The 22,892-nt window shown below is 71.7% G+C and carries 18 protein-coding genes; 10 read left to right on the forward strand and 8 right to left on the reverse strand.

The window, feature by feature from the left end:
- Positions 1-79 precede the first annotated feature (79 nt).
- Both lepB and AC0I8G_RS11635 read right to left on the reverse strand, forming a co-directional pair.
- Entirely contained in the window at positions 80-811 is a 732-nt protein-coding gene (gene lepB / locus AC0I8G_RS11630; protein WP_471730048.1) for a signal peptidase I, read from the reverse strand.
- A gap of 76 nt (positions 812-887) precedes the next feature.
- Entirely contained in the window at positions 888-2,387 is a 1,500-nt protein-coding gene (locus AC0I8G_RS11635) for an MFS transporter (protein ID WP_380260454.1), read from the reverse strand.
- 176 nt (positions 2,388-2,563) lie between these two features.
- Here AC0I8G_RS11635 and AC0I8G_RS11640 point away from each other — a divergent pair, with 176 nt between their 5' ends.
- Genes AC0I8G_RS11640 through AC0I8G_RS11655 form a run of 4 tightly spaced genes read left to right on the forward strand, consistent with a single transcriptional unit; the run spans position 2,564 to position 7,310 of the window.
- Complete coding sequence (locus AC0I8G_RS11640; protein WP_471730049.1) at positions 2,564-3,232, forward strand: TetR/AcrR family transcriptional regulator; 669 nt, start codon at positions 2,564-2,566, stop codon at positions 3,230-3,232.
- 52 nt (positions 3,233-3,284) lie between these two features.
- A complete protein-coding gene (locus AC0I8G_RS11645; RefSeq protein WP_471730050.1) occupies positions 3,285-4,508 on the forward strand; it encodes a thiolase family protein in 1,224 nt (407 codons plus the stop codon).
- Positions 4,508-6,565, forward strand: a complete 2,058-nt coding sequence (locus AC0I8G_RS11650; RefSeq protein WP_471730051.1) for a 3-hydroxyacyl-CoA dehydrogenase NAD-binding domain-containing protein — start codon at positions 4,508-4,510, stop codon at positions 6,563-6,565. The genes AC0I8G_RS11645 and AC0I8G_RS11650 overlap by 1 nt, the downstream gene beginning before the upstream one ends.
- Positions 6,566-6,605: 40 nt before the next feature.
- Complete coding sequence (locus AC0I8G_RS11655) at positions 6,606-7,310, forward strand: GntR family transcriptional regulator (RefSeq protein ID WP_471730052.1); 705 nt, start codon at positions 6,606-6,608, stop codon at positions 7,308-7,310.
- 4 nt (positions 7,311-7,314) lie between these two features.
- Here AC0I8G_RS11655 and AC0I8G_RS11660 read toward each other — a convergent pair whose 3' ends face one another.
- Positions 7,315-8,121 (reverse strand): SDR family NAD(P)-dependent oxidoreductase, encoded by an 807-nt coding sequence (locus tag AC0I8G_RS11660; RefSeq protein ID WP_471730053.1) that lies wholly within the window; start codon positions 8,119-8,121, stop codon positions 7,315-7,317.
- 106 nt (positions 8,122-8,227) lie between these two features.
- On the opposite strand from AC0I8G_RS11660, the gene AC0I8G_RS11665 reads away from it, so the two are divergent.
- Positions 8,228-9,526 carry an MFS transporter gene (locus AC0I8G_RS11665; protein WP_471730054.1) on the forward strand — a complete coding sequence of 433 codons (1,299 nt, stop codon included), beginning with the start codon at positions 8,228-8,230 and terminating at the stop codon, positions 9,524-9,526.
- Between the two features lie 17 nt (positions 9,527-9,543).
- Here AC0I8G_RS11665 and AC0I8G_RS11670 read toward each other — a convergent pair whose 3' ends face one another.
- From AC0I8G_RS11670 to AC0I8G_RS11680, 3 genes are read right to left on the reverse strand one after another with little or no spacing between them, the layout of a single operon-like run.
- Complete coding sequence (locus tag AC0I8G_RS11670) at positions 9,544-10,713, reverse strand: acyl-CoA dehydrogenase family protein (RefSeq protein WP_380260348.1); 1,170 nt, start codon at positions 10,711-10,713, stop codon at positions 9,544-9,546.
- Complete coding sequence (locus AC0I8G_RS11675) at positions 10,710-12,230, reverse strand: long-chain-fatty-acid--CoA ligase (protein ID WP_471730055.1); 1,521 nt, start codon at positions 12,228-12,230, stop codon at positions 10,710-10,712. Before AC0I8G_RS11675 ends, AC0I8G_RS11670 begins: the two co-directional genes overlap by 4 nt.
- 52 nt (positions 12,231-12,282) lie before the next feature.
- Positions 12,283-13,758: a GGDEF domain-containing protein gene (locus AC0I8G_RS11680; protein WP_471730056.1), complete on the reverse strand. Its 1,476-nt coding sequence runs from the start codon at positions 13,756-13,758 to the stop codon at positions 12,283-12,285.
- A 95-nt stretch (positions 13,759-13,853) separates the two neighbouring features.
- On the opposite strand from AC0I8G_RS11680, the gene valS reads away from it, so the two are divergent.
- Positions 13,854-16,484, forward strand: coding sequence for a valine--tRNA ligase (gene valS, locus AC0I8G_RS11685; RefSeq protein ID WP_471730057.1), 2,631 nt, complete (start codon positions 13,854-13,856; stop codon positions 16,482-16,484).
- Positions 16,485-16,536: 52 nt separating this feature from the next.
- On the opposite strand, the gene AC0I8G_RS11690 is transcribed toward valS, so the two are convergent.
- Together AC0I8G_RS11690 and AC0I8G_RS11695 are read right to left on the reverse strand one after the other, a co-directional pair.
- Positions 16,537-17,622 carry an inositol-3-phosphate synthase gene (locus AC0I8G_RS11690; RefSeq protein ID WP_380162176.1) on the reverse strand — a complete coding sequence of 362 codons (1,086 nt, stop codon included), beginning with the start codon at positions 17,620-17,622 and terminating at the stop codon, positions 16,537-16,539.
- Positions 17,619-18,191: a PadR family transcriptional regulator gene (locus AC0I8G_RS11695; protein WP_328295345.1), complete on the reverse strand. Its 573-nt coding sequence runs from the start codon at positions 18,189-18,191 to the stop codon at positions 17,619-17,621. Before AC0I8G_RS11695 ends, AC0I8G_RS11690 begins: the two co-directional genes overlap by 4 nt.
- Positions 18,192-18,328: 137 nt before the next feature.
- Between AC0I8G_RS11695 and AC0I8G_RS11700 the strand changes: the two genes are divergently transcribed.
- The 4 genes from AC0I8G_RS11700 (at position 18,329) to AC0I8G_RS11715 (ending at position 22,819) form a co-directional block, all read left to right on the forward strand.
- Positions 18,329-18,757 (forward strand): MarR family winged helix-turn-helix transcriptional regulator, encoded by a 429-nt coding sequence (locus tag AC0I8G_RS11700; RefSeq protein WP_380260352.1) that lies wholly within the window; start codon positions 18,329-18,331, stop codon positions 18,755-18,757.
- Between the two features lie 104 nt (positions 18,758-18,861).
- The gene (locus AC0I8G_RS11705) at positions 18,862-19,362 is read left to right on the forward strand and encodes a MarR family winged helix-turn-helix transcriptional regulator (protein WP_471730058.1); all 501 of its coding nucleotides are present in this window, start codon (positions 18,862-18,864) and stop codon (positions 19,360-19,362) included.
- Complete coding sequence (locus AC0I8G_RS11710) at positions 19,359-21,959, forward strand: MFS transporter (RefSeq protein WP_471730059.1); 2,601 nt, start codon at positions 19,359-19,361, stop codon at positions 21,957-21,959. Before AC0I8G_RS11705 ends, AC0I8G_RS11710 begins: the two co-directional genes overlap by 4 nt.
- The gene (locus AC0I8G_RS11715; RefSeq protein WP_471730060.1) at positions 21,956-22,819 is read left to right on the forward strand and encodes a YceI family protein; all 864 of its coding nucleotides are present in this window, start codon (positions 21,956-21,958) and stop codon (positions 22,817-22,819) included. Before AC0I8G_RS11710 ends, AC0I8G_RS11715 begins: the two co-directional genes overlap by 4 nt.
- The last annotated feature ends 73 nt before the right edge of the window (positions 22,820-22,892 follow it).

Below are 22,892 nucleotides of genomic sequence, written 5' to 3' on the forward strand. Positions count from 1 at the left end.
GGAGCCGTCGAACGTTCCACTCCACGGACTGGAGCGGGAAGAGCCCGGGTCGGCGGTCGCCGTCCTGACGTGAGCGCGGCTACCGGTCCTTCACGTCGGCGAAGGCGGAGGGGGTGCCCAGCCACGACCAGTGCGAGACCGGCCAGACGACGCTGTAGGCACGACCCACGACCAGGTCGATCGGGACGAAGCCGCCGTCGGTGGACTCCGCGTTGTAGCGGGAGTCGCGGGAGTTCTGCCGGTTGTCGCCCATGACCCAGAGCTCCCCGGCGGGGACGGTCACGTCGAAGCTCTTCTCGGTGGGTTCGGCGCCGGTGGCGAGGTAGGCCGACTCGTCGACCGGCGTGCCGTTCACCGTCAGCTCGCTGCCGTCGTCGGTGCCGACGACGTGGTCGCCGGGGAGGCCGATGACGCGCTTGATGAGGTGGTCGTCGGAGTCCTCGGGGAGCAGACCGACGAAGGTCAGGACGTCGGAGACGGCCGTCGCCACCGCACCGCGCTGGACCGTGCTGCCCGGGGGCAGCCAGCCCCCCGGGTCCTGGAAGACCACGACGTCGCCGCGGGCGAGGTCGAAGGGGCCCGGCGTCAGCTTGCTGACGATGACCCGGTCGCCGACGTCGAGGGTCTGCTCCATCGACTCCGAGGGGATGAAGAAGGCCTGGAGGAGGAACGTCTTCACGACGAGGGAGACGACCAGGGCCACCGCCACGACGAGGACGACCTCGCGCACGGCCGCGAAGAGCCTGCCGCCCGCGGACGGCTGCGGTGGCGGCGTCGAGCCCGGGGCGTCGACGTCCTGTTCGGTGCTCATGCGTTCTCCCTCACCCGTGCTCCCCATCCGTGCAGGCCCAGTCAACTGCACGCCCGCCCCAGCGTCACACGCGTGGTCAGTGGGCGATGACCGGACCCGCGTCGGGGTCGAACTGCGGCGCCCCGCGGCGCAGCAGCAGACCGGTCGCGAGGGCACCGACCACGAAGATCCCCGAGCAGACCCAGAACGCGACGTGGTAGCTCGACAACGTCGCCTGGGCGAGGTCGGCCGGGGACGGCTCACCGTCGACGTGGTCGGCGAGGTAGTTCGTCACGGTGCTGCCGGCGAGCGCCGAGAGCAGCGCGGTGCCGATGGACCCACCGATCTGCTGGACGGTGTTGGCCATCGCGCCCGCGACGCCGGCGTCGGCGGGCTGGACGCCCAGGGTGGCTGTGGCCATCGCCGCGGAGAAGATGAAGCCCAGGCCGACGCCCTCGACGATCAACCCGGGCAGGACGACCGAGGCGTAGTGGGAGTCGACGTCGATGCGGGTCAGCAGGGCCATGCCGAGCGCGGCGAGGACGAGGCCGGTGGGGACGAGGGGCTTGGGACCCACGCGCGGCAGCAACCGGGCCCCCACGAACGGTGCGGTGACCGAGACGGCGCCGATCATCGGCAGGAACGCCAGCCCGGTCTGCACCGGGGTGTACCCGAGCTGCTTGGCCAGGTAGTAGGTGAGGAAGAGGAAGACCCCGAACATGCCCGCACCCACGACGGCCATCGCCAGCAACGACCCACCGCGGTTGCGGTCGAGGACCACGCGCAGTGGCAGCAACGGGTGCGCCGCACGGGTCTGCCACCAGCAGAACACCACGAGCAGGACGATCCCGGCGACGAGGAACCCCCACGTGCTCGGGGAGGTCCAGCCGTGGGTCTCGGCGTTGCCGAGGCCGTAGACGATCCCGACGAGACCGAGGACGGCGGTCACGGTGCCGAACCAGTCCAGCGGGGCGGGGTTCGCCGACCGCTGGTGCTTGAGCAGCAGGGACGCGGCGACGACGGCCACCACGGCGAGGACGTCGTTGATGTAGAGGCACCAGCGCCAGGACAGGTGCTCGGTGAGCAGCCCGCCGAGGAGCAGCCCGATGCCGCCGCCGGCGCCCGCGACCGCCCCGAAGATGCCGAACGCCTTGGTCCGCTCACCCGGTGCGGTGAAGGTCGTCATGAGCAGCGACAACGCGGCCGGGGCCAGCATCGCGCCGAAGGCACCCTGCAGGGCGCGGGCCACGATGAGCATCCCGAAGCCCTGCGCGACACCGCCGAGGGCGGAGGCGAGGGCGAAACCCACCAGACCGGTGAGGAACATCGGCTTGCGTCCGACGACGTCGGAGAGGCGGCCGCCGAGCAGCAGCAGACCGCCGAAGGCGAGGGCGTAGGAGGTCACGACCCACTGGCGGTCGTCGTCGGAGAACCCGAGGGAGGCCTGCGCGGTGGGCAGGGCGATGTTCACGATCGTGGAGTCGAGGACCACCATGAGCTGCGCCAGCGAGAGGACCGCGAGGACGAGCCAGCGCGAACGGTCGGCCGGGGGTGCCGGGACGTCGTTCTCGGGCGAGGTGCGCGGACGCGGCGGCACCGCGCTCGCGGTCTCACGAACCGGGTCGAGGGGCGGGTCTGCCGGGGTGGCCTCGGTGCTCACGAGCTCTCTTCCGTGACGGGGGTCTGCTGGTCTCCCGTTCTGCTTCGGCCGCGCCGCGCGCGAAGTTGAGGCCCGTCCTCCACTTCGTCCGCGGGCGTGCCGACGGGCAGGTCGTGAGCACCACCACCCCCTCCCCGGCGGCCCGCCCGCTGCGGCGCGACGCCGAGCTGAACCGCCGGCGGGTGCTCGACGCCGCCCGGGCGGTGTTCGCCACCCGCGGCCTGGCCGCCAGCCTCGACGACGTCGCGCGCCACGCCGGCCTCGGGGTGGGGACGGTCTACCGCCGCTTCCCGGACAAGGACGCCCTGGTCGAGGCGCTCTTCGAGGAACGCATCCGTGAGCTCGTCGACCTGGCGGACAGGGCGGCCGCGGAGGTCGACCCCTGGGACGCCGTCGTGCGCTTCCTCACCGGCGCGTGCGAGCGGATGGCCGCCGACCGGGGGCTGCGCGACGCGGTCCTCTGCGCGGAGCACGGCCGCAGCGGACTCGCCCTGGCCCGCGCCGAGCTCGGGCCCCGGTTGCAGGAGCTGGTCCGGCGCGCCCGCTGCGCCGGCCGGCTGCGGCCCGACGTGGAGACGAGCGACCTGGTCGTGCTCCTGAAGTCCGTGCACGTGCTGGACGTCGGCGAGGCCTGGCGCCGCCAGCTCGCCATCGCGCTCGACGGCCTCTGCACCGCCCGTCGCCACCCCACGCCGTTGCCCGGGACCGCGCTGAGCGAGGACGCGTTGCAGGCCGAGCTGTCCGCCTCCCGGGCGTTAAGCGGGACTCCCGGTACCGGATAAACCGGACGCCGCGTACGGTGGTGCCCGCCAGCACCAGTGACGAGGAGGTCCTGTGGTCCACACGCCCGCCCCGGGTCGGAGCGTCGTCTTCGCCGACGGCGTCCGCACCCCGTTCGGCAAGGCCCGTCCCGACGGCCTGCACGCCCAGACCCGCGCCGACGACCTGGTCGTCGCCTGCCTGCGCGAACTCCTGCGGCGCAACCCCTCCCTACCCCCCGAACGGGTCGAGGAGGTCGCGATCGCGGCCGCCACCCAGTCCGGCGACCAGGGCCTCGTCCTGGGCCGCAGCGCGGCCCTGCTGGCGGGACTGCCCGTCACCACCCCCGGCTACGCCATCGACCGCTGGTGCGCCGGCGCGATGACGGCCGTGACGACGACCGCCGCCTCCATCGCGATCGGTGCCCTCGACGTGGCGCTCGCGGGCGGCGTCGAGCACATGGGCCACCACCCGCTCGGGCAGGGCATGGACCCCAATCCGCGGTTCCTGCTGGAACGCATCGTCTCCCCCGACGCCCTGGACATGGGCAAGACCGCGGAGGCCCTGCACGACCGGTTCCCGCAGCTCACCAAGCAGCGGGCGGACGAGTTCGCGGTGAACTCCCAGGCGAAGTTCGCCAAGGCCGTCGCCAACGGCCAGGTCGGCGCCGACCTCGTCCCGGTCGCCTCCGCCAGCTCCGAGCGCGGCTGGGGGCTCGCGACCGAGGACGAACTCGCCCGCCCCGGGACGACCATGGAGGCGCTGGCGAACCTGCGCACCCCGTTCCGGCCGCACGGGCGGGTCACGGCCGGCAACGCCTCCCCCCTCACCGACGGGGCGACGGCGTCCCTCATCGCGGCGGAGGACGTGGCCGGGGAACTGGGCCTGACACCGAAGATGCGGCTCGTCGGTTTCGGGTTCGCCGGTGTGGAACCCGAGGTCATGGGCCTCGGCCCGATCCCCTCCACCGAGAAGGTCCTGGCGCGCACCGGGCTGACCATCGACGACATCGGCCTGTTCGAGCTCAACGAGGCGTTCGCCGTGCAGGTCCTCAGCTTCCTCGACCACTTCGGCATCGCCGACGACGACGAACGCGTGAACCCCTACGGCGGCGCCATCGCCATCGGGCACCCCCTCGCGGCGTCGGGAGTGCGGCTCATGACCCAGCTCGCCCGGCAGTTCTCCGAGCACCCCGAGGTCCGCTACGGCCTCACCGCCATGTGCGTGGGCCTGGGTCAGGGCGGTTCGGTCGTCTGGGAGAACCCGTCCTGGCAGGGTTTCGACGGAGGAGCGAACTGATGCCCGTCTTCGTCCGCACCCTCGACCTGCCCGCCTCCTCCGGTCTCGCCGGTCCCGGGAGGATGGCCCTGCTGACCCTGGACTCCGGCGACCCGCGGCGGCCCTTCGTCCTCGGTTCCGACACCCTGCCCGCCCTCGAGCAGGCGATCGACGAGGCCGAACGCCTGGTCCGCGACGAGGGTGTCGTCGCCATCGGCGTCACCGGGGTCAACGGGGTGTTCTGCGCCGGCGCCGACCTGAAGTCCGTCGCGCAGACCACCTCCCGCGAGGACGCCGTCGCGACGGCGGAAGCGGGCCACCGGGTGCTGGGCCGCTTCGCCGACGCGCCGGTCCCCACGTTCGCCTACGTCAACGGGCTCGCCCTCGGCGGCGGCCTCGAGACGGCCCTGCACTGCACCTACCGCACGGTGTCGAACGCGGTCCGCGGCCTGGGGTTGCCGGAGGCCCACCTCGGTCTGGTCCCCGGCTGGGGCGGGACGTACCTGCTCCCCCGGATCGCCGGCCCGGACGTCGCGGTGAAGGTCGCGATCGAGAACGCGCTGGCCAACAACCGCACGCTCTCGGGCCCGCAGGCGCTCGAGGCGGGGATCGTCGACGCCGGGTTCGAACCCGCCGACTTCCTCGTGGAGTCGTTGCGCTGGACGGCGTCCGTGCTCGCGGGCACGACCACCGTGGCGCGCCGCGAACTCGCCGACGCGCCGACCTGGGACGCCGCGATCGCCCGCGGCCGGGCCGTCGCCGACACCCGCGTCCACGGTGCCGCACCCGCGCCCTACCGCACCCTGGAACTGCTCGAGGCCTCCCGCACGAACGACCGTGCGACGCACTTCGCCGCCGAAGAGGCCGCCCTGGGCGACCTCATCGTCTCCGGTGAACTGCGGGCCGGGTTGTACGCGTTCGACCTCGTGCAGCGCTACGCGAAGAAGCCCGCCGGTGCACCCCCCGCCGAAGCGGCGCGGAAGGTCACGAGCGTCGGCGTGGTCGGGGCGGGTCTGATGGCCTCCCAGCTCGCGCTGCTGTTCCTGCACCGGTTGCAGGTCCCGGTCGTGCTCACCGACGTCTCGGCCGAACGGGTCGAGAAGGGCGTCGAGTTCGTCCGCACCGGTGTGCGGGAACTCCTCGGCAAGGGCCGCATCACCCAGGACACCGCGAACCGCCTGACGGCGTCGGTGTCCGGTTCGGTCGACAAGGGCGCGCTCTCCGACGCGGACTTCGTCATCGAGGCGGTGTTCGAGGAACTCTCCGTCAAGCAGGACGTCCTGCGCGAGATCGAACCCCTGCTGCGTGAGGACGCCGTGCTGGCGACCAACACCAGTTCGCTGTCGGTGACGGAGATGGCCTCGGTCCTGAAGAACCCCGAGAGGTTCGTCGGGTTCCACTTCTTCAACCCCGTCGCGGTGCTCCCGCTCGTCGAGGTCGTGCGCACCGGGACGACCGACGAGGCCGCCCTGGCCACGGCGTTCGCCGTCGGGAAGCGGCTGAAGAAGACGTGCGTCCTGGTCCAGGACGCACCCGCGTTCGTGGTGAACCGCATCTCGACGCGCATGTTCGACGAGGTCGTCCGGGCCCTCGACGCGGGAACCCCGCTGCTCGAGGTGGAACGCAGCCTCGACCCGCTGGGGCTGCCGATGTCGCCGTTCCGGTTGGCGTCGTTCGTCGGGCCGGCGGTCATGCTGCACGTGCACGAGACGCTCGCCGCGGCCTTCCCCGACCGCTACCGCGTCTCGGACAACCTGCGGCGCTGGGTCGAGGCCGGTTCACCCGAACTCGTCACGCCCAAGGGGCCGGTCGCCGAGACCGGGGCCGCCGAAGGGTTGTTCTCGGTGACCACCGAACCGCTCACCGGCGAACAGGTCCTGCGCAACGTGCAGGACGCGCTCGCCGACGAGATCCGCCGGGTGCTGGACGAGGGGGTCGTCGCGGGTCCGCAGGACGTCGACGTCTGCCTCGTCCTGGGCACCGGGCACCCGTTGTTCACCGGCGGGATCACCCCGTACCTCGACCGCGTCGGGGCCTCCGAGCGCGTCACCGGACGGCGGTTCCACCCGGCGGGATAGCCTGTCGGGCGAGAGTTCTCGGTCCGGGAGGGTGGTGGCAGTGGCACGCGACGCCCCCACCCTCCCCACCGCCCCGTCCCGGGCCTCGCTCGCCGACGCCGTCCACACCTCGTTGCTCACGTGGTTGATGGACGGGCACGCCGCCCCGGGTTCCTCGTTGAGCATCGACGGCCTCGCGCGCGACCTCGGGGTCTCCCCCACGCCGGTGCGGGAGGCGTTGGTCCGCATCGAGTCCACCGGTCTCGTCCACCGCGCGGCCCTGCGCGGGTACTTCGTCGCGGACATGCTGAGCGCGACCGAGGTGAACGACCTCATGGACGCGCGGTTGCTGCTGGAGTGCCGCAACGCCGCGCTGGCCGCGGCGCACGTGGACGACGCCCTGCTCACCGTGCTGGCGGCCACCGTGGAACGCATGGCGGCGGCACCCACCGGACCGGGTTTCGCGGAGTACCGGGAGTACCACGCGGCGGACAACGAGTTCCACCACGTCCTGAACCGGGCCGGCGGGAACCGGTTCCTCGCCGAGGCCTTCGAGGGGCTGAACGGCCAGATCCAGCGGTTCCGGTTGCGCCTGGTCCCCGGCGTCGGGGTCACGGACGCGCAGTTGGCGGTGGCCGAGCACGCGGCCATCGTCGATGCCCTGGGCCGCCGGGAACCGGACGGGGTGGAACTCGCGGTGCGCGAGCACCTCGAGAAGGTGCGCGAACGCGCCCTCGACGACCGCGAGTCCGCCGTCCCCGCCTGAACCGTCAGTGGATGAGCTTCCCGCCGTCGACCTGGAACTCCGCACCGTTCACGTACCCCGCGTCCTCGCTCACCAGGAACGAGACCATCGCGGCGATGTCGTCGGGCTGGCCGACGCGGCCGACGGGGATTCCGGCCGACATGTCGGCCTTGCGCTCGTCGGTGAGCTTCCCGCCCATGATGTCGGTGTCGATGGGACCGGGCAGGATCGCGTTCGCCGTGATGCCGAACGGGCCGAGTTCACGGGCCGCGCCCTTGGTCAGCCCCAGGACGGCGGCCTTCGAGGCCGCGTAGGCGGTCTTGGAGAACGTCCCGCCCCCGTCGAGCGCGGTGATCGAGGAGGTGTTGACGATGCGTCCGACCCCGACCTCCTGCATCCGCTTCGCCGCGGACTGGATCATCAGCAGGGACCCCGTCGCGTTCACCGCGTAGCTGAGGTTCCACTCCGCCACCGTCAGCTCCATCAACGGCGTGGGGCAGGCGATCCCGGCGAGGTTCACGAGACCCACGACGGGCGGCAGCGCGTCGTCGATGCGGGCGAAGGCAGCCACGACGTCGTCCTGGGCGGTGATGTCCACGGCCACACCGAACACCGAGGTGGAGGAGGACAGTTCCTCGGCGATCTCGGCGACACCGTCCTCGCGGACGTCGACGAGGGCGAGGCTCCAGCCCTCGCGGGCGAGGCGGCGGGCCACCACGCGACCGATGCCGCGCGGGGCACCGACCCCCGTGACGACGGCGGTGCGCTGGGCGGGGAACGCGTTCACGTCGGATTCGTCTCCTTCGATGGACCAGTCACAACGATCCAACATCCAATAGGATTTTCCGTCAACCCCTTGACGATGGCCTCAGGCACCCACAAGCTCGACGTGACCCTGTGACCACGGAAGGTCCCCCACGTCGAAGGAGACCGCTGCGATGACGCAGACGACCCGTTCCGACCTGTCGGTGCGCCGACGCCCGATCAGGAACCTGCGCTGGTGGATCCTCGGCTTCGCCCTGCTCGCCGGGATCGTCAACTACATGGACCGCAGCGCCGTGTCGATCGCGGCACCGGAGATGATCTCCGAGCTCGGCATCACCCGCACCGACATCGGCCTGCTGGGAGCGGTCTTCTCCTGGACCTACGCCTTCGCCCAGCTCCCGGTCGGCTGGATCGTCGACCGGCTCGGTGCCCGGCGCGCCTACTTCCTGGCCATCGCGTTGTGGTCGGTCTCGACCGCGCTGATGGCCCTCGGACAGCGCGCCGGCCACTTCGTGGTCTTCCGCGTGCTCCTGGGCATCACCGAGGCCCCCAACTCCCCCGCCGCCGCCCGGATGACCGCGGACTGGTTCCCGCGCGCCGAACGCGGCCAGGCCACCGCGATCTGGGACAGCGGCTCCAAGTGGGGCCCGGCGATAGCGCCGCCCGTCCTCACCGCGATCATGCTCGCCTTCGGCTGGCGCACCGTCTTCGGGTTCCTCGGCGTGCTGGGTCTCGTCCTGGCGGTCGCGTTCTACGTCTGGTACCGCTCCCCCGAAGACCACCGCCGCCTCGGCGAGGAGGAGATGCGCCACATCGCCGAGGGTCGGGGAACCGGCTCCGACGCCGTCGCCGAACCCGTCTCGTGGCTGGGCCTGTTCAGGCATCGCCAGGTGTGGGGCATGATGGCGGGCTTCTTCTGCATCATCTGGATCTGGAACATCTTCATCACGTTCCTGCCGTTGTACCTGCAGGACGCCCGCGGGATCAGCATCGCGCAGTCCGGCTGGATCTCAGCGCTGCCCTACCTCGGTGGCGCGATCCTCGGCATCACCGGGGGCCGGGTCATGAACACCCTCGCGAACCGCCCGGGGGTCGACCCGCTGGCCGCCAAGCGGAAGGTCATGATGGTCGCCGCGGTCTCCGCCGGTGTCCTGGTGTGCCTGAGCGCGTTCGTCACGAACCTCGTCCTGGCCGTTGCCGTCCTCGTCCTCGCCGTCGGCTTCATCGCCACCACCCAGGCCGCGGCCTGGGCCATGCCGGGCGACATCGCCAACAACTCTCAGGTCGCGACCGTCGGCTCGATCCAGAACTTCGGGGGCTACTTCGGGGGCGCGTTCGCGCCGCTGCTCACCGGATGGATCTACGACACCTACGGCAGCTACACGCCGTCCCTCGTCATCGGCGGGATCATCGCCGCCCTCGCCGCCGTGGTGTACGGCATCTTCGTCCGAACCCCCTTCCGGACCGCCTGACGACCAGGAGCCGGCGGTCAGGTGAAGGAGGAGATGCCCGTGAGGTGGCGGCCGACGATGAGGGTCTGGATGGACTCCGTCCCCTCGTAGGTGTGCAGCGCCTCGACGTCGGCCATGTGCCGGGCGACGCGGTGCTCCAGCAGGATCCCGTTGCCGCCGAGCAGGTCGCGGGCCATCGCCGTCACGAAGCGGGCCTTGCGGGTGGCGTTGACCTTGGCCAGCGAGGCCTGGGTGTCGGTGAGGCGGCCGGAGTCGGCGAGCTTGCCGACGCGCAGGCAGAACAGCTGCATCGCGGTGACCTCGGCGAGCATCTGCACCAGCTTGTCCTGGACGAGCTGGAAGCTCGCCAGCGGCTGGCCGAACTGCTTGCGCTCCAGGGAGTAGGCCAGCGCCGTCTCGTAGGCGGCCGTCGCGTGACCGAGCGCACCCCAGGCGATCCCGGCCCGGGTCGCGGACAGGACGCGGCCGGTGTCGCGGAAGGAGTTCCCGCCGGGCAGCCGGTTCGCGGCCGGGACCCGCACCCCGGTCAGCGTGATGTCGGCGTTGTGGATGGCGCGCAACGACGCCTTGCCCTGGATGGCGGTGGCGCTGAACCCCGGCGTCCCGCGTTCGACGAGGAAACCCTGGACGGCGCCGTCCTCACCGCGGGCCCACACGACGCAGACGTCGCAGATCGTGCCGAACCCGATCCAGCGCTTGGCGCCGTCGAGGACGTACTCGTCCCCCTCGCGCCGGGCGGTCGTGGCCAGCGCCACGGCGTCGGACCCGTGGTCGGGTTCGGTGAGCCCGAACGCTCCGAGGACCTCCAGGCGCGCCATCGGCGGCAGCCAGCGCTCCTTCTGCTCCTCCGAGCCCAGGAAGGCGATGGAGCGCATCGCGAGACCGGCCTGGACGCCGAGCATCGTCGCGAAGCTCCCGTCGCCCCGGGACAGTTCCATCGTGATCAGACCGGCGGCGGTGTGGCTCAGCGCCGGGATCCCCGGTCCCTGCAGACCGTCGCCCACGAGGTTCAGCTGGGCGTACTCCTTGAGGAGGTCCAGCGGCATCTCGGCGCGTTCCCAGTACCCGCCCGCGACCGGGATCACCTTCTCGTCGACGAAGGCGCGGACACTCGCCCAGACCTCGCGCTCGGCGTCGGTGAGGTCGCCGGCGATCTCGTAGTAGTCCACTCCGGTCGGGCTGGTCATGCGGGGCGCTCCTCGTGCTCGGTGCTGCGGACGGGCGGGTGGATCTCGCGTTTGAGGATCTTGCCGGTGGGGCCCTTCGGCAGCTCCTCCACGATCCAGACCCGGCGCGGGTACTTGTACGCCGCGAGCGCGTCCTTCACGTGCTGCTGCAACTCCTCGGGCGTCGCGTGCGCCCCCTCCTTGAGGACGACGGCCGCGCCGATCTCCTCCCCCACCAGCGGGTCCGGGAAACCGACGACGGCGACCTGCTCGACCGCGGGGTGCTCGTAGAGGACCTCCTCGACCTCGCGCGGGTACACGTTGTAGCCACCGCGGTCGATCATGTCCTTGGCCCGGTCGACGATCGTGTAGTACCCGTCCTCGTCGCGGGTCGCGAGGTCCCCCGTGCGGAACCAGCCGTCGACGAACGTCTGCGCCGTCGCGGTCTCGTTGCGCCAGTAGCCCTTCATGACGTTCTCCCCGCGGACGACGATCTCCCCGACCCCCTCGGTGACGACGGAGCCGTCGGCGCCGCGCAGGTCCATCTCGCAGCCGCGCACCGGGATCCCGATCGTGCCGGGTTTGCGGACGGCGCCGGGGTGGTTGAAGGAGGCGACCGGGGAGGTCTCGCTCAGCCCGTAGCCCTCCAGGATCTCCACGCCGAAGCGCGCCTCGAAACCGCGCAGGACCTCCACCGGCAACGACGCGCCACCGGAGACGCAGGAACGCCAGGAGGACAGGTCGTAGGACTCGGCGTCGGGTTCGTTGAGCATCGCGACGTACATCGTCGGCACGCCGGCGAAGTGGGTCACCCGGTCGCGCTGCACGACCGCGAGCGCCGCGGCGGCGCTGAAGCGCGGCAGAAGGGTCATGGTGCGCCCGGCGATGAGGGCGGTGTTCATGGCGCAGGTCTGGCCGAAGGCGTGGAACAGCGGCAGCGCGCCGAGGATGACGTCGTCCCCGCCGAGGCGGATGAGGCTCTCCTGGGAGGTGACGGCGTTGCTGAAGAGGTTGCGGTGGCTCAGCTCCGCACCCTTGGGGGAACCGGTGGTGCCGGAGGTGTAGAGGATCACGGCGGTGTCGTCGGGGTCCGGTGCGTGCGCCGCGGGGTCGGGGTCGACGCCGGCGAGCAGGGCGGCGGTGGCCTCCGGTTCGACGACGACCACCCGGGTGGGGGTGCCGACGGCGCCGGCGTGGGAGGCGTCCGCGACGGCGTGCCAGACGAAGGCGAGGACGGCGCCGGAGTCGGCGAAGTGGTGGTTCACCTCGCGGCCGCGCAGCAGCGGGTTCATCGGGACGACGACCGCGCCGGCGCGGAGGATGCCGTGGTAGAGCACGGGGAACTGGGGCACGTTGGGCAGGATCAGGGCGACGCGGTCGCCGGGCCGGACGCCTTCGGTGCGCAGCAGGGTCGCGACCCGGGCGGTGGCGTCGTCGAACCCGCGCCACGTGAGGGTGTGCTCGTCGAGTCGGACGGCGACGCCGTCGGGCCGGCTGCGGGCGTGCTCGGCCAGGGTGGTGCTGAACGTGGTGCTCATCGGAACTCCTGCAGACGTCGTCGGCCGCGTGTTCCTGCGAGTTTCACACACGTCAGGCGCTGGGGCGCGAGTACTCCCCCGGTTGCTGCTCGGGGCGGTGCGCGACGGCGGTGCGGCTGCAGGCGCGTCCGGCGTGCTTGGCGGCGTAGAGGGCCTCGTCGGCCCGGCCGACGAGGACGCCGGTCCCCTCCCGCCCGTCCCAGCCGGCCAGGCCGGCGGAGAACGACTGGCCCGCGGGGACCACCGCGCGCAGGTCGGCCAGCAGCAGCTCGACGCGCGCGGGCTCCCACCCGGTGATGACGAGGAGGAACTCCTCCCCGCCCCACCGCGCGAGCTGGGCCCCCGTCCCGGCCAGCGCGGTGCTCCAGGCGGTCGCCGCCCCCACCAGGAGGGCGTCACCGGCGGGGTGGCCGTAGGTGTCGTTGAAGGCCTTGAAGTGGTCGAGGTCGAGCAGGGCGACGACGAGGGGGACCCCCTCGCCCCGGGCCCGCTCCTGTGCCCGCTGCAGCTCGGCGTCGGCGCTGCGGCGGTTGAGCAGGCCGGTGAGGGGGTCGGTGCGCGCGAGGTCGCCCAGCAGGTCGGTCTGCTCGCGCAGCCGGCGCAGCAGGGTCGACATCCGGGCGACCACGAGCAGGAACAGGGTGGTGGCGCCGACGACGACCGCCCAGCCCTCGGTCGGCAGCCCCAGGGTCAGCTGCAGGGCCAGGGTGCCGGGGGCGAGGAGGCTGGCGCCGGTGAGGACGGCCAGGCGCAGCGGGGTGAACTCGTGGCGACTGCTGGGCGAGGGATCGGAGAGGCGGCGCATCGAGGGGTGCAGCGCGGCCATCCCCCACAGCACGTAGGAGGCGGAGAAGGCCAGATCGACCCAGGTGCTGTCCAGGGTGGCGTAGGCGTCGGAGTACTGCCAGAGGGTGTCGGCCGTCAGCATGCAGACCGCCGCCCCGCCCAGCAGCCCGGCCGCAGCCGATCGGGGTCCGGCGGCGCTCAGGACCCGCACCAGCATCGCCAGGACGACGACGTCGCCCACGGGGTAGGCCAGCGAGACGAGTCCGGCGGGCAGGTCCTGCGGCAGGGCGGCCAGCGCCGGGCGCACGAGGAAGGTCCAAGACAGCAGACCGAAGCCGACGGCGAGGATCGCGGCGTCGATGACGCCCTCGCGGTCGGCCCCGGGCCGGGCCTGGCGCGCCATCCGCAGCATCGCGACGGCGATGAGGGGGTAGGCGATCAGGTAGAAGAGGTCGGGGACGCTGGGGAAGGCGTCCCAGCCGAGCCAGGTGTAGCAGACGGCGTAGGAGACGTCGCCCAGTGCCCAGGCCAGCAGACCGGCGGTCAGCAGCCACCAGGCCGAGGCGCGCTGCGGTCGGTGCAGGCGGGTGCCGACGGCGGTCGCCACCGCGGCGGAGACGCTGACGACCGAGAACAGGGCGTCGTTGAGCATCCCCGCCGGCAGCGCGACACCCACGGCAGTGGCGAGCGCACCACCGACGGCGTAGGCCTGCCAGGGCAGCAGGCGTCGGGCGGAGGGCATACCGCAGCATCGGCGGGTCCCGGGCGCACCTTCAGCACCCGTCACCGGATCGGGTGCCGGAGCGGGGGCCCGGTCACGGCTGGAATGATGGGGTCATGTCCGACGCCACGCCCGCAGCGCCCGCACCCCAGTTCCAGACGAACGTCGCGCCCGGTGTCGAGGTACCCGACCGTCCCACGGTGGACGGGCTGGAGGAGCGCTGGGCCCCGACGTGGCAGGACGAGGGCACCTACGCCTTCGACCGCACCTCCCAGCGCGCCGACGTCTACTCCATCGACACCCCGCCGCCGACGGTGTCCGGTTCGCTGCACGTCGGGCACGTCTTCAGCTACACCCACACCGACGTCGTCGCCCGCTTCCAGCGCATGCGCGGCAAGTCCGTCTTCTACCCGATGGGCTGGGACGACAACGGCCTGCCGACCGAACGCCGGGTGCAGAACTACTACGGCGTGCGCTGCGACCCGACGCTGCCCTACGACGCCTCGTTCGTGCCGCCGGAGAAGGCACCGAAGAACGACCGCGACTTCGTCCAGATCTCGCGGCGCAACTTCGTCGAGCTCTGCGACCGGCTGACGGCCGAGGACGAGCAGGTCTTCGAGTCGCTGTGGCGCCGTCTCGGCCTCTCGGTGGACTGGTCGCACACCTACTCCACGATCTCGGCGACCTCGCGGGCCACGGCCCAGCGCGCCTTCCTGCGCAACCTCGCGCGCGGCGAGGCGTACTCCCAGCAGGCACCGACGCTGTGGGACACGACGTTCCGCACGGCCGTCGCGCAGGCCGAGCTGGAGGACAAGGACACCGAGGGCGCCTACCACCGGATCGGGTTCGCCCCCACCGACGGCGGCGAGACCGTGTACATCGAGACGACCCGCCCGGTGCTGCTGCCGGCCTGCGTGGCCCTCGTCGCCCACCCCGACGACGAGCGCTACCAGCCGCTGTTCGGCAAGACCGTGACGACGCCGCTGTTCGGCGTGGAGGTCCCCGTGGTGGCGCACCGGCTGGCCGACCCCGAGAAGGGGTCCGGGATCGCGATGATCTGCACCTTCGGCGACACGACCGACATCACCTGGTGGCGTGAGCTGCAGCTGCCCAACCGCGCCGTCATCGGGCGCGACGGGCGCCTGCTGCGCGAGACCCCCGCGTGGCTGACCACCCCCGACGGCGCCGGGTTCTACGAGAGCATCGCCGGGGCGACGGTGTTCAGCGCGCAGAAGGCCGTCGTCGAGGCCCTGCAGGCCTCCGGCGACATGGTCGGCGAGCCGAAGGAGATCACGCACCCGGTGAAGTACTACGAGAAGGGCGACCGCCCGCTCGAGATCGTCTCGACCCGTCAGTGGTACCTGCGCAACGGGGGCCGCGACACCGACCTGCGCTCCGCGCTGCTCGCCCGCGGTGGAGAGCTGGCCTGGCACCCCGAGCACATGAAGCACCGCTACGACCACTGGGTCACGGGGCTCAACGGGGACTGGCTGATCTCGCGTCAGCGCTTCTTCGGGGTGCCGTTCCCGGTCTGGTACCGCCTCGACGCCGACGGTGAACCCGTCTACGACTCCCCGATCGTCCCCGAGGAGTCGGCGCTGCCGGTGGACCCGGCGGCGGAGGCCGCTCCCGGTTTCACCGAGGACCAGCGCGGGGTGCCGGGTGGTTTCGCCGCCGACCCCGACGTGATGGACACCTGGGCGACGTCGTCGCTGACCCCGCTGCTGGCCGGCGGCTGGGAACGGGACGAGGACCTGTTCTCCCGGGTCTACCCGATGGACCTGCGCCCGCAGGGCCAGGACATCATCCGCACCTGGCTGTTCTCCACCGTGGTGCGTTCGCACCTGGAGTTCGACGGTCTGCCCTGGGCGCGGACGGCGCTCTCGGGCTGGATCCTCGACCCCGACCGCAAGAAGATGTCGAAGTCCAAGGGCAACGTCGTCACGCCGTTGGCGCTGCTGGAGGAGTTCGGCTCCGACGCCGTGCGCTACTGGGCCGCGTCCTCCCGGTTGGGCACCGACGCGACGTTCGACACCGGCCAGATGAAGATCGGGCGCCGGTTGGCGATGAAGCTGCTCAACGCCTCGAAGTTCGTCCTCGGGCTCGGGGTCGAGCGCGGCACGGCGGCGGAGCCGGCCGCGGTGACGGAACCCATCGACGCCAGCGTGCTCGCGGGGTTGTCCGTCGTGGTGCGCCAGGCCACCGAGGCGTTCGAGCGCTACGACCACGCGAGCGCGCTGGACGTGACCGAGAAGTTCTTCTGGAACTTCTGCGACGACTGGGTGGAGCTGGTCAAGGACCGCGCCTACGGTTCCCGCGGTCCGGTGGCCGCGGCCAGCGCCCGGGCGACGGCGGCGATCGCGTTGCGGACGCTGCTGCGCCTGTTCGCGCCGTTCCTGCCCTACGCGGCCGAGGAGGTCTGGTCGTGGTGGCAGGACGGCTCGGTGCACACCAGCGCCTGGCCCGTCCTGGACGACCTGGGGGCGACCGACGACGGTGCGCTCGGCGTGCTCTCCGCTGCGGGGCAGGCGCTCTCGGCGCTGCGCAAGGTGAAGAGCGAGGCCAAGGTCTCGCAGAAGACCCCGCTCACCGCGGCCACCCTGTCCGGCCCGGCCGCGCTCGTGGACGCCGCTCGTCGCGCCGAGGGTGACCTGCTGGCCGCCTCGCGCGCGGCCTCGATCAGCTGGGAGGTCGTCGAGGGTGCGGAGACCCTGACGGCGAAGGCGGAGATCGCCCCCACCGACTGACCCGATCCGTGATCTTGCTGGGAACCCCAGCAAGATCACGGATCGGTGGGGGTCAGCGGTCGACGGTGCCCGCGATGAACGCCTCGACGCCGTGGCGGCCGGCCTCGTCGTCGCGCTGCTGCGGCGGGGACTTCATGAAGTACGCCGACGGGGACAGCAGCGGACCGCCGATCCCCCGGTCCAGACCGATCTTCGCGGCCCGGACGGCGTCGATGATGACGCCGGCGGAGTTCGGGGAGTCCCAGACCTCGAGCTTGTACTCCAGGTTGAGCGGGACGTCGCCGAAGGCCTTGCCCTCGAGGCGGACGTAGGCCCACTTGCGGTCGTCGAGCCACTGGACGTAGTCGCTGGGACCGATGTGGACGTTGCGGGTGCCGAAGTCGGCGTGCACGTTCGAGGTGACGGCCTGGGTCTTGGAGATCTTCTTCGACTCCAGGCGGTCGCGTTCCAGCATGTTCTTGAAGTCCATGTTGCCGCCGACGTTCAGCTGGTAGGTGCGTTCCAGCTTGATGCCGCGGTCCTCGAGGAGCTTCGCGAGGACCCGGTGGGTGATGGTCGCACCGACCTGGGACTTGATGTCGTCGCCGACGATCGGGACACCGGCGTCGGTGAACTTCTGCGCCCACTCCGGGGTGCCGGCGATGAAGACGGGCAGCGCGTTGACGAAGGCGACGTGCGCGTCGATCGCGGCCTGGGCGTAGAACATCGCCGCGTCCTCGGAACCGACGGGCAGGTAGCAGACGAGGACGTCGGCCTTCGCCTCGCGCAGCGCGGCGACGACGTCGACGGGTTCGGCGTCGGACTCGGTGATGGTCTCGCGGTAGTACTTCCCGAGGCCGTCGAGGGTGGGGCCGCGCTGGACGGTCACCCCGGTGGTCGGGACGTCGCAGATCTTGATGGTGTTGTTCTCGCTGGCGCCGATGGCGTCGGCGAGGTCGGTACCGACCTTCTTGTCGTCGACGTCGAACGCGGCGACGAACTCGATGTCACGCACGTGGTAGTCGCCGAACTGGACGTGCATGAGACCGGGGACGCTCTGCGTCGGGTCGGCGTCGCGGTAGTAGTGCACGCCCTGGACGAGCGAGGCGGCGCAGTTGCCGACGCCGACGATCGCGACGCGGATGGGTCCTGCCATCAGGGGTTCTCCTCTGGTTTCTCGGGGTGGTGCTCTGCGGAGATGAGGCGTTCGAGCCAGTCGACCTCGCTGCGGACGGTCTCCAGGCCGTGCCGCTGCGCCTCGAGGGCGTAGGAGTCGAGCTGGGCCTGGGTTCGGTCGATGGAGCGGTTCATCTGCTCGAGACGTTCCAGCAGACGGGCCCGGCGGCCTTCGAGGATGCGCAACCGCGTGCGCGGGGCGACCCGGGTGAAGAGGGCGAAGTGGACGCCGAACGCGTCGTCCTCCCACGCGTCGGGACCGGACTCCTCGAGCATCTGCCCGAGCCGGTCCTTGCCGTGGCGGGTGATCTCGTAGACGACGCGCGCACGCTTCGGGCTGACGGTGCCCGGGATGCGTTCCTCGGTCGTCTCGGTGATGCAGCCACCGGCCTGCAGGGCGCGCAACGCGGGGTAGAGCGTCCCGTAGGACAGCGCCCGGAAGACACCGAGGCGCAGGTCGAGACGCTTGCGGACCTCGTAGCCGTGCAGCGGGCCGTCGGCCAGCAGCGCCAGGACTGCGAGGAGCAGGACGTCGCCGCGTTTGCGGACCACAAGTTCTCCGTTCCGATGCATCGGCTCGATGCATCGATGGGGACAGTACGGGGACCGGGGCCCCTGGACAAGCCGCCGGGCCCGGCGCGTCGGATGCGTGGCACGTGCGGCGCCGCACGGACCGGTAGGTTCCTCGGATGGTCACGGGTCCTGCCGAAGCACTGGAACGCGAACTCGCCGTGCTGTTGCGCCGCTCACGCGCGATCAACCGGGAGACCGCGCGCAGCGTGCACCCCGACCTCGAACCCGAGGCGTACAGCCTGCTCGTCCGTCTCGACGACGTCGGTGAGACCCGTCCCTCCGACCTCGCGACGTTCTTCGGGATCGGCAAGCCCACCCTGTCGCGCCAGGTCCAGCTCCTCGAACGGCTCGGACTGGTGACCCGCGAAGCCGACCCCACGGACGGTCGCGCCGTGCGGCTGACCCTCTCCCCCGAGGGCCTGGAGAAGGTGCACGCGGCACGTTCGGCCCGCCGGCAGCGCCTGCACTCCCGCCTCGAGGGCTGGCCCGAGGACGACATGACCGAGCTCGCCACCCTCCTCGGCCGCCTCAACGCCCTGATCTGACCTTCCCTCCCCCTGACGACAGCTCCTGGGGACCTCGGGGTTGCATGCTGCAACCATCCGGGCATATCGTTGCTTGCACACACCAACCGAGCTTGAAGGTCGACATGGCCACACCTCACGCGTGTGCCGCGCTCGTCGACGTGTTCCCGGACCTGCTCCGCGCACGTCGCACGCTCGTCGGCACGCTGAACACCCCCGCGATCGCGACGCTGGCCGTCGTGCACCAGCGGGGTTCGATGCGGATCAGCGAAGTCGCCGAGCACCTCTCGCTCGACCTCTCCACCGTCAGCCGCCAGGTGACCCACCTGCGGCAGAAGGGGTTCCTCGACTCCGCCCCCGACCCCGACGACGGCCGCTCGCAGCGGCTGACCGTCAGCGCCGAGGGTGTCGAAGAACTCCGCCACCACCGCCGGGCCATCGTCGGCAAGCTCGTCGAGCGCCTCGACGCCTGGCCCGACCACGAGGTCGGCGACCTCACCCGGCTCCTCGGGAAACTCGTCACGACCGCCACCGCCGCGTGCGCGGCCACCACGTCAGCGGCAGCGTCGCCGGAGAACACCGAGCTCGTTCCAGAGCGGGAGAAAGAGTTGCAGGCGAACGCATGAGCACCACCACAGACACCCACCTCGCGCCCTCCGACAGTGCTGCGCCGAAGATGTCCCACAAGGAGGTCCTCGAGGCGCTGTCCGGCCTGCTCCTCGGGATGTTCGTGGCGATCCTGTCCTCGACGGTCGTCTCGAACGCACTCCCGACCATCGTCAACGACCTCCACGGCACGGAGTCCGGCTACACCTGGGTCGTCACCGCCGCGCTGCTCGCGACGACGATCTCCACCCCCATCTGGGGCAAGCTCTCGGACCTGTTCTCCAAGAAGCTGCTCGTGCAGACGGCGCTGATCATCTACGTGATCGCCTCGGTCGTCGCGGGCCTGTCCACCAACATGGGCATGCTCATCACGCTGCGCGTCTTCCAGGGCATCGGCGGTGGCGGTCTGCTCGCCCTCACCCAGGTCGTGCTGGCGTCGATGGTCAGCCCCCGGGAACGCGGTCGGTACTCCGGCTACCTCGGCGCGACCTTCGCCCTCGCCACCGTCGGGGGCCCGCTGATCGGCGGGGTCCTCACCCAGCACCTGTCCTGGCACTGGTGCTTCTACGTCGGTGTTCCGTTCGCCGTCATCGCCTTCTTCGTGCTCCAGTTCAAGCTGAAGCTGCCCCCGCAGGCCAAGCGCGCCGTCTCCATCGACTACCTCGGCGCCTTCCTCCTCGCCGCCGGCATCTCCGCGCTGCTCGTCTGGGTCTCCCTGGCCGGCACCGAGTTCGCCTGGGGCTCCTGGTGGACCGTCGCCCTGGTCGCCGGGGGTGTGGTCTTCCTGGGCCTCGCGGTCCTGGCCGAGCACCGCGCCAAGGAGCCGATCGTCCCGCTGAAGTTCTTCCGCAACCCGACGATCGCCCTCTCCGCCGCCGCGAGCCTCTTCGTCGGTGTCGCCCTGTTCGCCGCCACGATCTTCCTCGGTCAGTACTTCCAGCTGGCCCGCGGGGAGACCCCGACCAGGGCCGGGATCATGACCATCCCGATGATCATCGGGCTCTTCCTGTCCTCGACCATCGCCGGCCGGTTCATCACCAAGACCGGACGCTGGAAGAGCTGGCTCGTCGTGGGCGGCCTGCTCCTCACCGTCGGTCTCGGCCTCATGGGCACCATCGAGTACGACACCAACTACTGGGTCGTCGCGCCGTACATGGCCCTCGTCGGCCTCGGCGTCGGCATGATGATGCAGAACCTCGTGCTCGCGGTCCAGAACGTCGTCGAACCCCGTGACCTCGGCTCCGCGTCGTCCTTCGTGGCCTTCGCCCGCAGCCTCGGCGGAGCCATCGGCGTCTCGGCCCTCGGTGCCGTCCTCGGCCACCGCGTGACCAGCCACCTGACCTCGGGCTTGCGCTCCGCCGGCATCGACCCCGCCGCAGCGGCTCGCTCGCTCGGTTCCAGCACCGGGGTGCCGGACCTGGCCACGATCCCCGAGCCCGTCCGCGGCATCGTCCAGGCCGCCTACGGCTCCTCGATCGCCGAGGTCTTCCTCATCGCGGCCCCCTTCGCCCTCTTCGCGTTCGTCATCACGTTCTTCTTCAAGGAGCGGGCGTTGCGCGGCGGCGAGGAGACCGGACAGGATGCCCAGGTGGCGACCACCGCTCCCGCGGCGGTCCAGGACTCCCCGGCCGGGCACGCTGCGGTCGAGGGTTCGCACAGCAACTCGGTGAACGGGTCCGTGAACGGTGCCGCCGCAGCGCTCAACGGTGTCGCGCACCACGACCGGGAGGAGACGACGAGCGTGTCCGCTCAGTCCACCCGCACCGACACCGGGCTCTCGCTGTCCGGTTCCGTCCGCCACCACGACCGGCGCCCGCTGCCGGGTGCCGTCGTGACCCTCGCCGACCAGTCCGGCCAGCAGGTGGCCCGCACCTCCACCCGCGAGGACGGCACCTACCGCCTCGCGCTGCCGACCGGCGGGACCTACCTGCTGATCGTCGCGGCGGCCCACGTGGCCCCGTCGGCGACCCTCGTCGGGATCGGGGACACCTCCGTCACCCGCGACGTGGTGCTCTCGGGTCGCTCGGCCATCACCGGCCGGGTCCTGGCCCACGAGATCCACGACGGCGTCGACTCCGGCAACCACCACGGGGTCCAGGGCGCGCTCGTCACCCTGACCGACGTGACCGGCGAGGTCGTCGGCTCCACCCGCACCGACGGTGGCGGCAGCTACGCCTTCGACCAGCTCATGGGCGGCAGCTACGTGCTGACCGCGCAGAACGAGTCGCACCGTCCGCTGGCCCGCAGCGTCGAGGTCCCCGACTCCGGCGCCCTGGCCTGCGACCTCGTCCTCACCGGCGGCGGCCGCCTCACCGGCACCGTCGTCGCCGCGAGCGACGGCCGGGTCGTCCGCGAGGCGTCCGTGACCCTCGTCGACTCCTCCGGTGAGGTCGTCGGCTCCGTCGTCACCGGCACCGACGGCAGCTACTCCTTCGAGGACCTGGCGGGCGGGCACTACACGCTCACCGCCGCCGGGTTCGCTCCGGTGGCCACGGCCGTCGACATCGAGGAGGACACCGTCTCCGCCGCCCAGCTGACCCTGGGCTCCGGCCAGGCCGGCACCACGCTGGACCTGACCCGCTTCGAGACGAACTCCCAGATCGGCGACCAGCGGTGAGTCCCGACCGCGAGACCGACCTGCGCGCCGACCGGAACGTCGGCGCGCAGGGCGGCGCGGGCGTCACCGGTGAGGGGAAGGTGCTGACCCGTGAGGGGTGGCCCGTCACCGGCGCCTCGGTCACGCTGCTCGGCGCCGACGGTGCCCAGGTGGCCCGGGCGGTGACCGCCGGCGACGGGGTCTTCTCCCTCGACGGCGTCCCGGCGGGCGCCGCGACGATGCTCGTCGCGGCCCCGGCGCACGAGCCGCGGGCCACGACCGTCGTCGTCCCGGCCGACGGGGCCTGGCACGTCGGTGAGGTCCGACTGCGCCGTCAGGGTGGCAGCGACGTCCCCCCGCCCGGGATCTGGGCGATCGACGTCACGCACTCGACGATCTCCGCGCGGGCCCACCACCTGGGTCTCTCGGCGGTCACCGGACGCTTCACCAGCTTCTCCGGGGTGATCACCGTCCCCGAGGACGTCACCCGTTCCCGTGTCGAGGTCGAGATCGACGCGACCTCGATCGACACCGGCAACGCCCAGCGCGACGAGCACCTGCGCTCGGCGGACTTCCTCAACACCGCGGAGTTCCCGACGTTGTCGTTCCGGGCGACGGGCCTGCAGCGCGGAGCCGACGGGTGGGTCCTCGCCGGGGACCTGACCCTGCTGGCCACCACGCGGTCCGTGCAGCTGCAGCTGTCCTACTCCGGCAGCGGTCCCGACCCGTGGGGTGGCACCCGGGCGGCGTTCTCGGCCACGGCCGAGCTGCACCGCGACGACTTCAAGATGAACTGGAACCAGGCCGTCGGCATCGGTGTCGCCGTCTTCGGGACCACGCTCAAGGTCGCGATCGACGTCGAGGCCGTCCTCCAGCAGTGACCCTCACCCACCCGTGATCCCGCTGGGACTCCCTGCGAGATCACGGGAAGCGAGAAAGGCCCCGCACCTCGAG

The sequence above is a fragment of the Kineococcus sp. AC630 genome (assembly GCF_979255925.1).

Coding starts and splice junctions, on each gene's coding strand:
- valS (WP_471730057.1), top strand. CDS start 13,854: ATGTCCGACGCCACGCCCGCAGCGCCCGCACCCCAGTTCCAGACGAAC.
- AC0I8G_RS11680 (WP_471730056.1), bottom strand. CDS start 13,758: ATGCCCTCCGCCCGACGCCTGCTGCCCTGGCAGGCCTACGCCGTCGGT.
- AC0I8G_RS11665 (WP_471730054.1), top strand. CDS start 8,228: ATGACGCAGACGACCCGTTCCGACCTGTCGGTGCGCCGACGCCCGATC.
- lepB (WP_471730048.1), bottom strand. CDS start 811: ATGAGCACCGAACAGGACGTCGACGCCCCGGGCTCGACGCCGCCACCG.
- AC0I8G_RS11675 (WP_471730055.1), bottom strand. CDS start 12,230: ATGAGCACCACGTTCAGCACCACCCTGGCCGAGCACGCCCGCAGCCGG.
- AC0I8G_RS11705 (WP_471730058.1), top strand. CDS start 18,862: ATGGCCACACCTCACGCGTGTGCCGCGCTCGTCGACGTGTTCCCGGAC.
- AC0I8G_RS11700 (WP_380260352.1), top strand. CDS start 18,329: ATGGTCACGGGTCCTGCCGAAGCACTGGAACGCGAACTCGCCGTGCTG.
- AC0I8G_RS11660 (WP_471730053.1), bottom strand. CDS start 8,121: ATGTTGGATCGTTGTGACTGGTCCATCGAAGGAGACGAATCCGACGTG.
- AC0I8G_RS11650 (WP_471730051.1), top strand. CDS start 4,508: ATGCCCGTCTTCGTCCGCACCCTCGACCTGCCCGCCTCCTCCGGTCTC.
- AC0I8G_RS11710 (WP_471730059.1), top strand. CDS start 19,359: ATGAGCACCACCACAGACACCCACCTCGCGCCCTCCGACAGTGCTGCG.
- AC0I8G_RS11670 (WP_380260348.1), bottom strand. CDS start 10,713: ATGACCAGCCCGACCGGAGTGGACTACTACGAGATCGCCGGCGACCTC.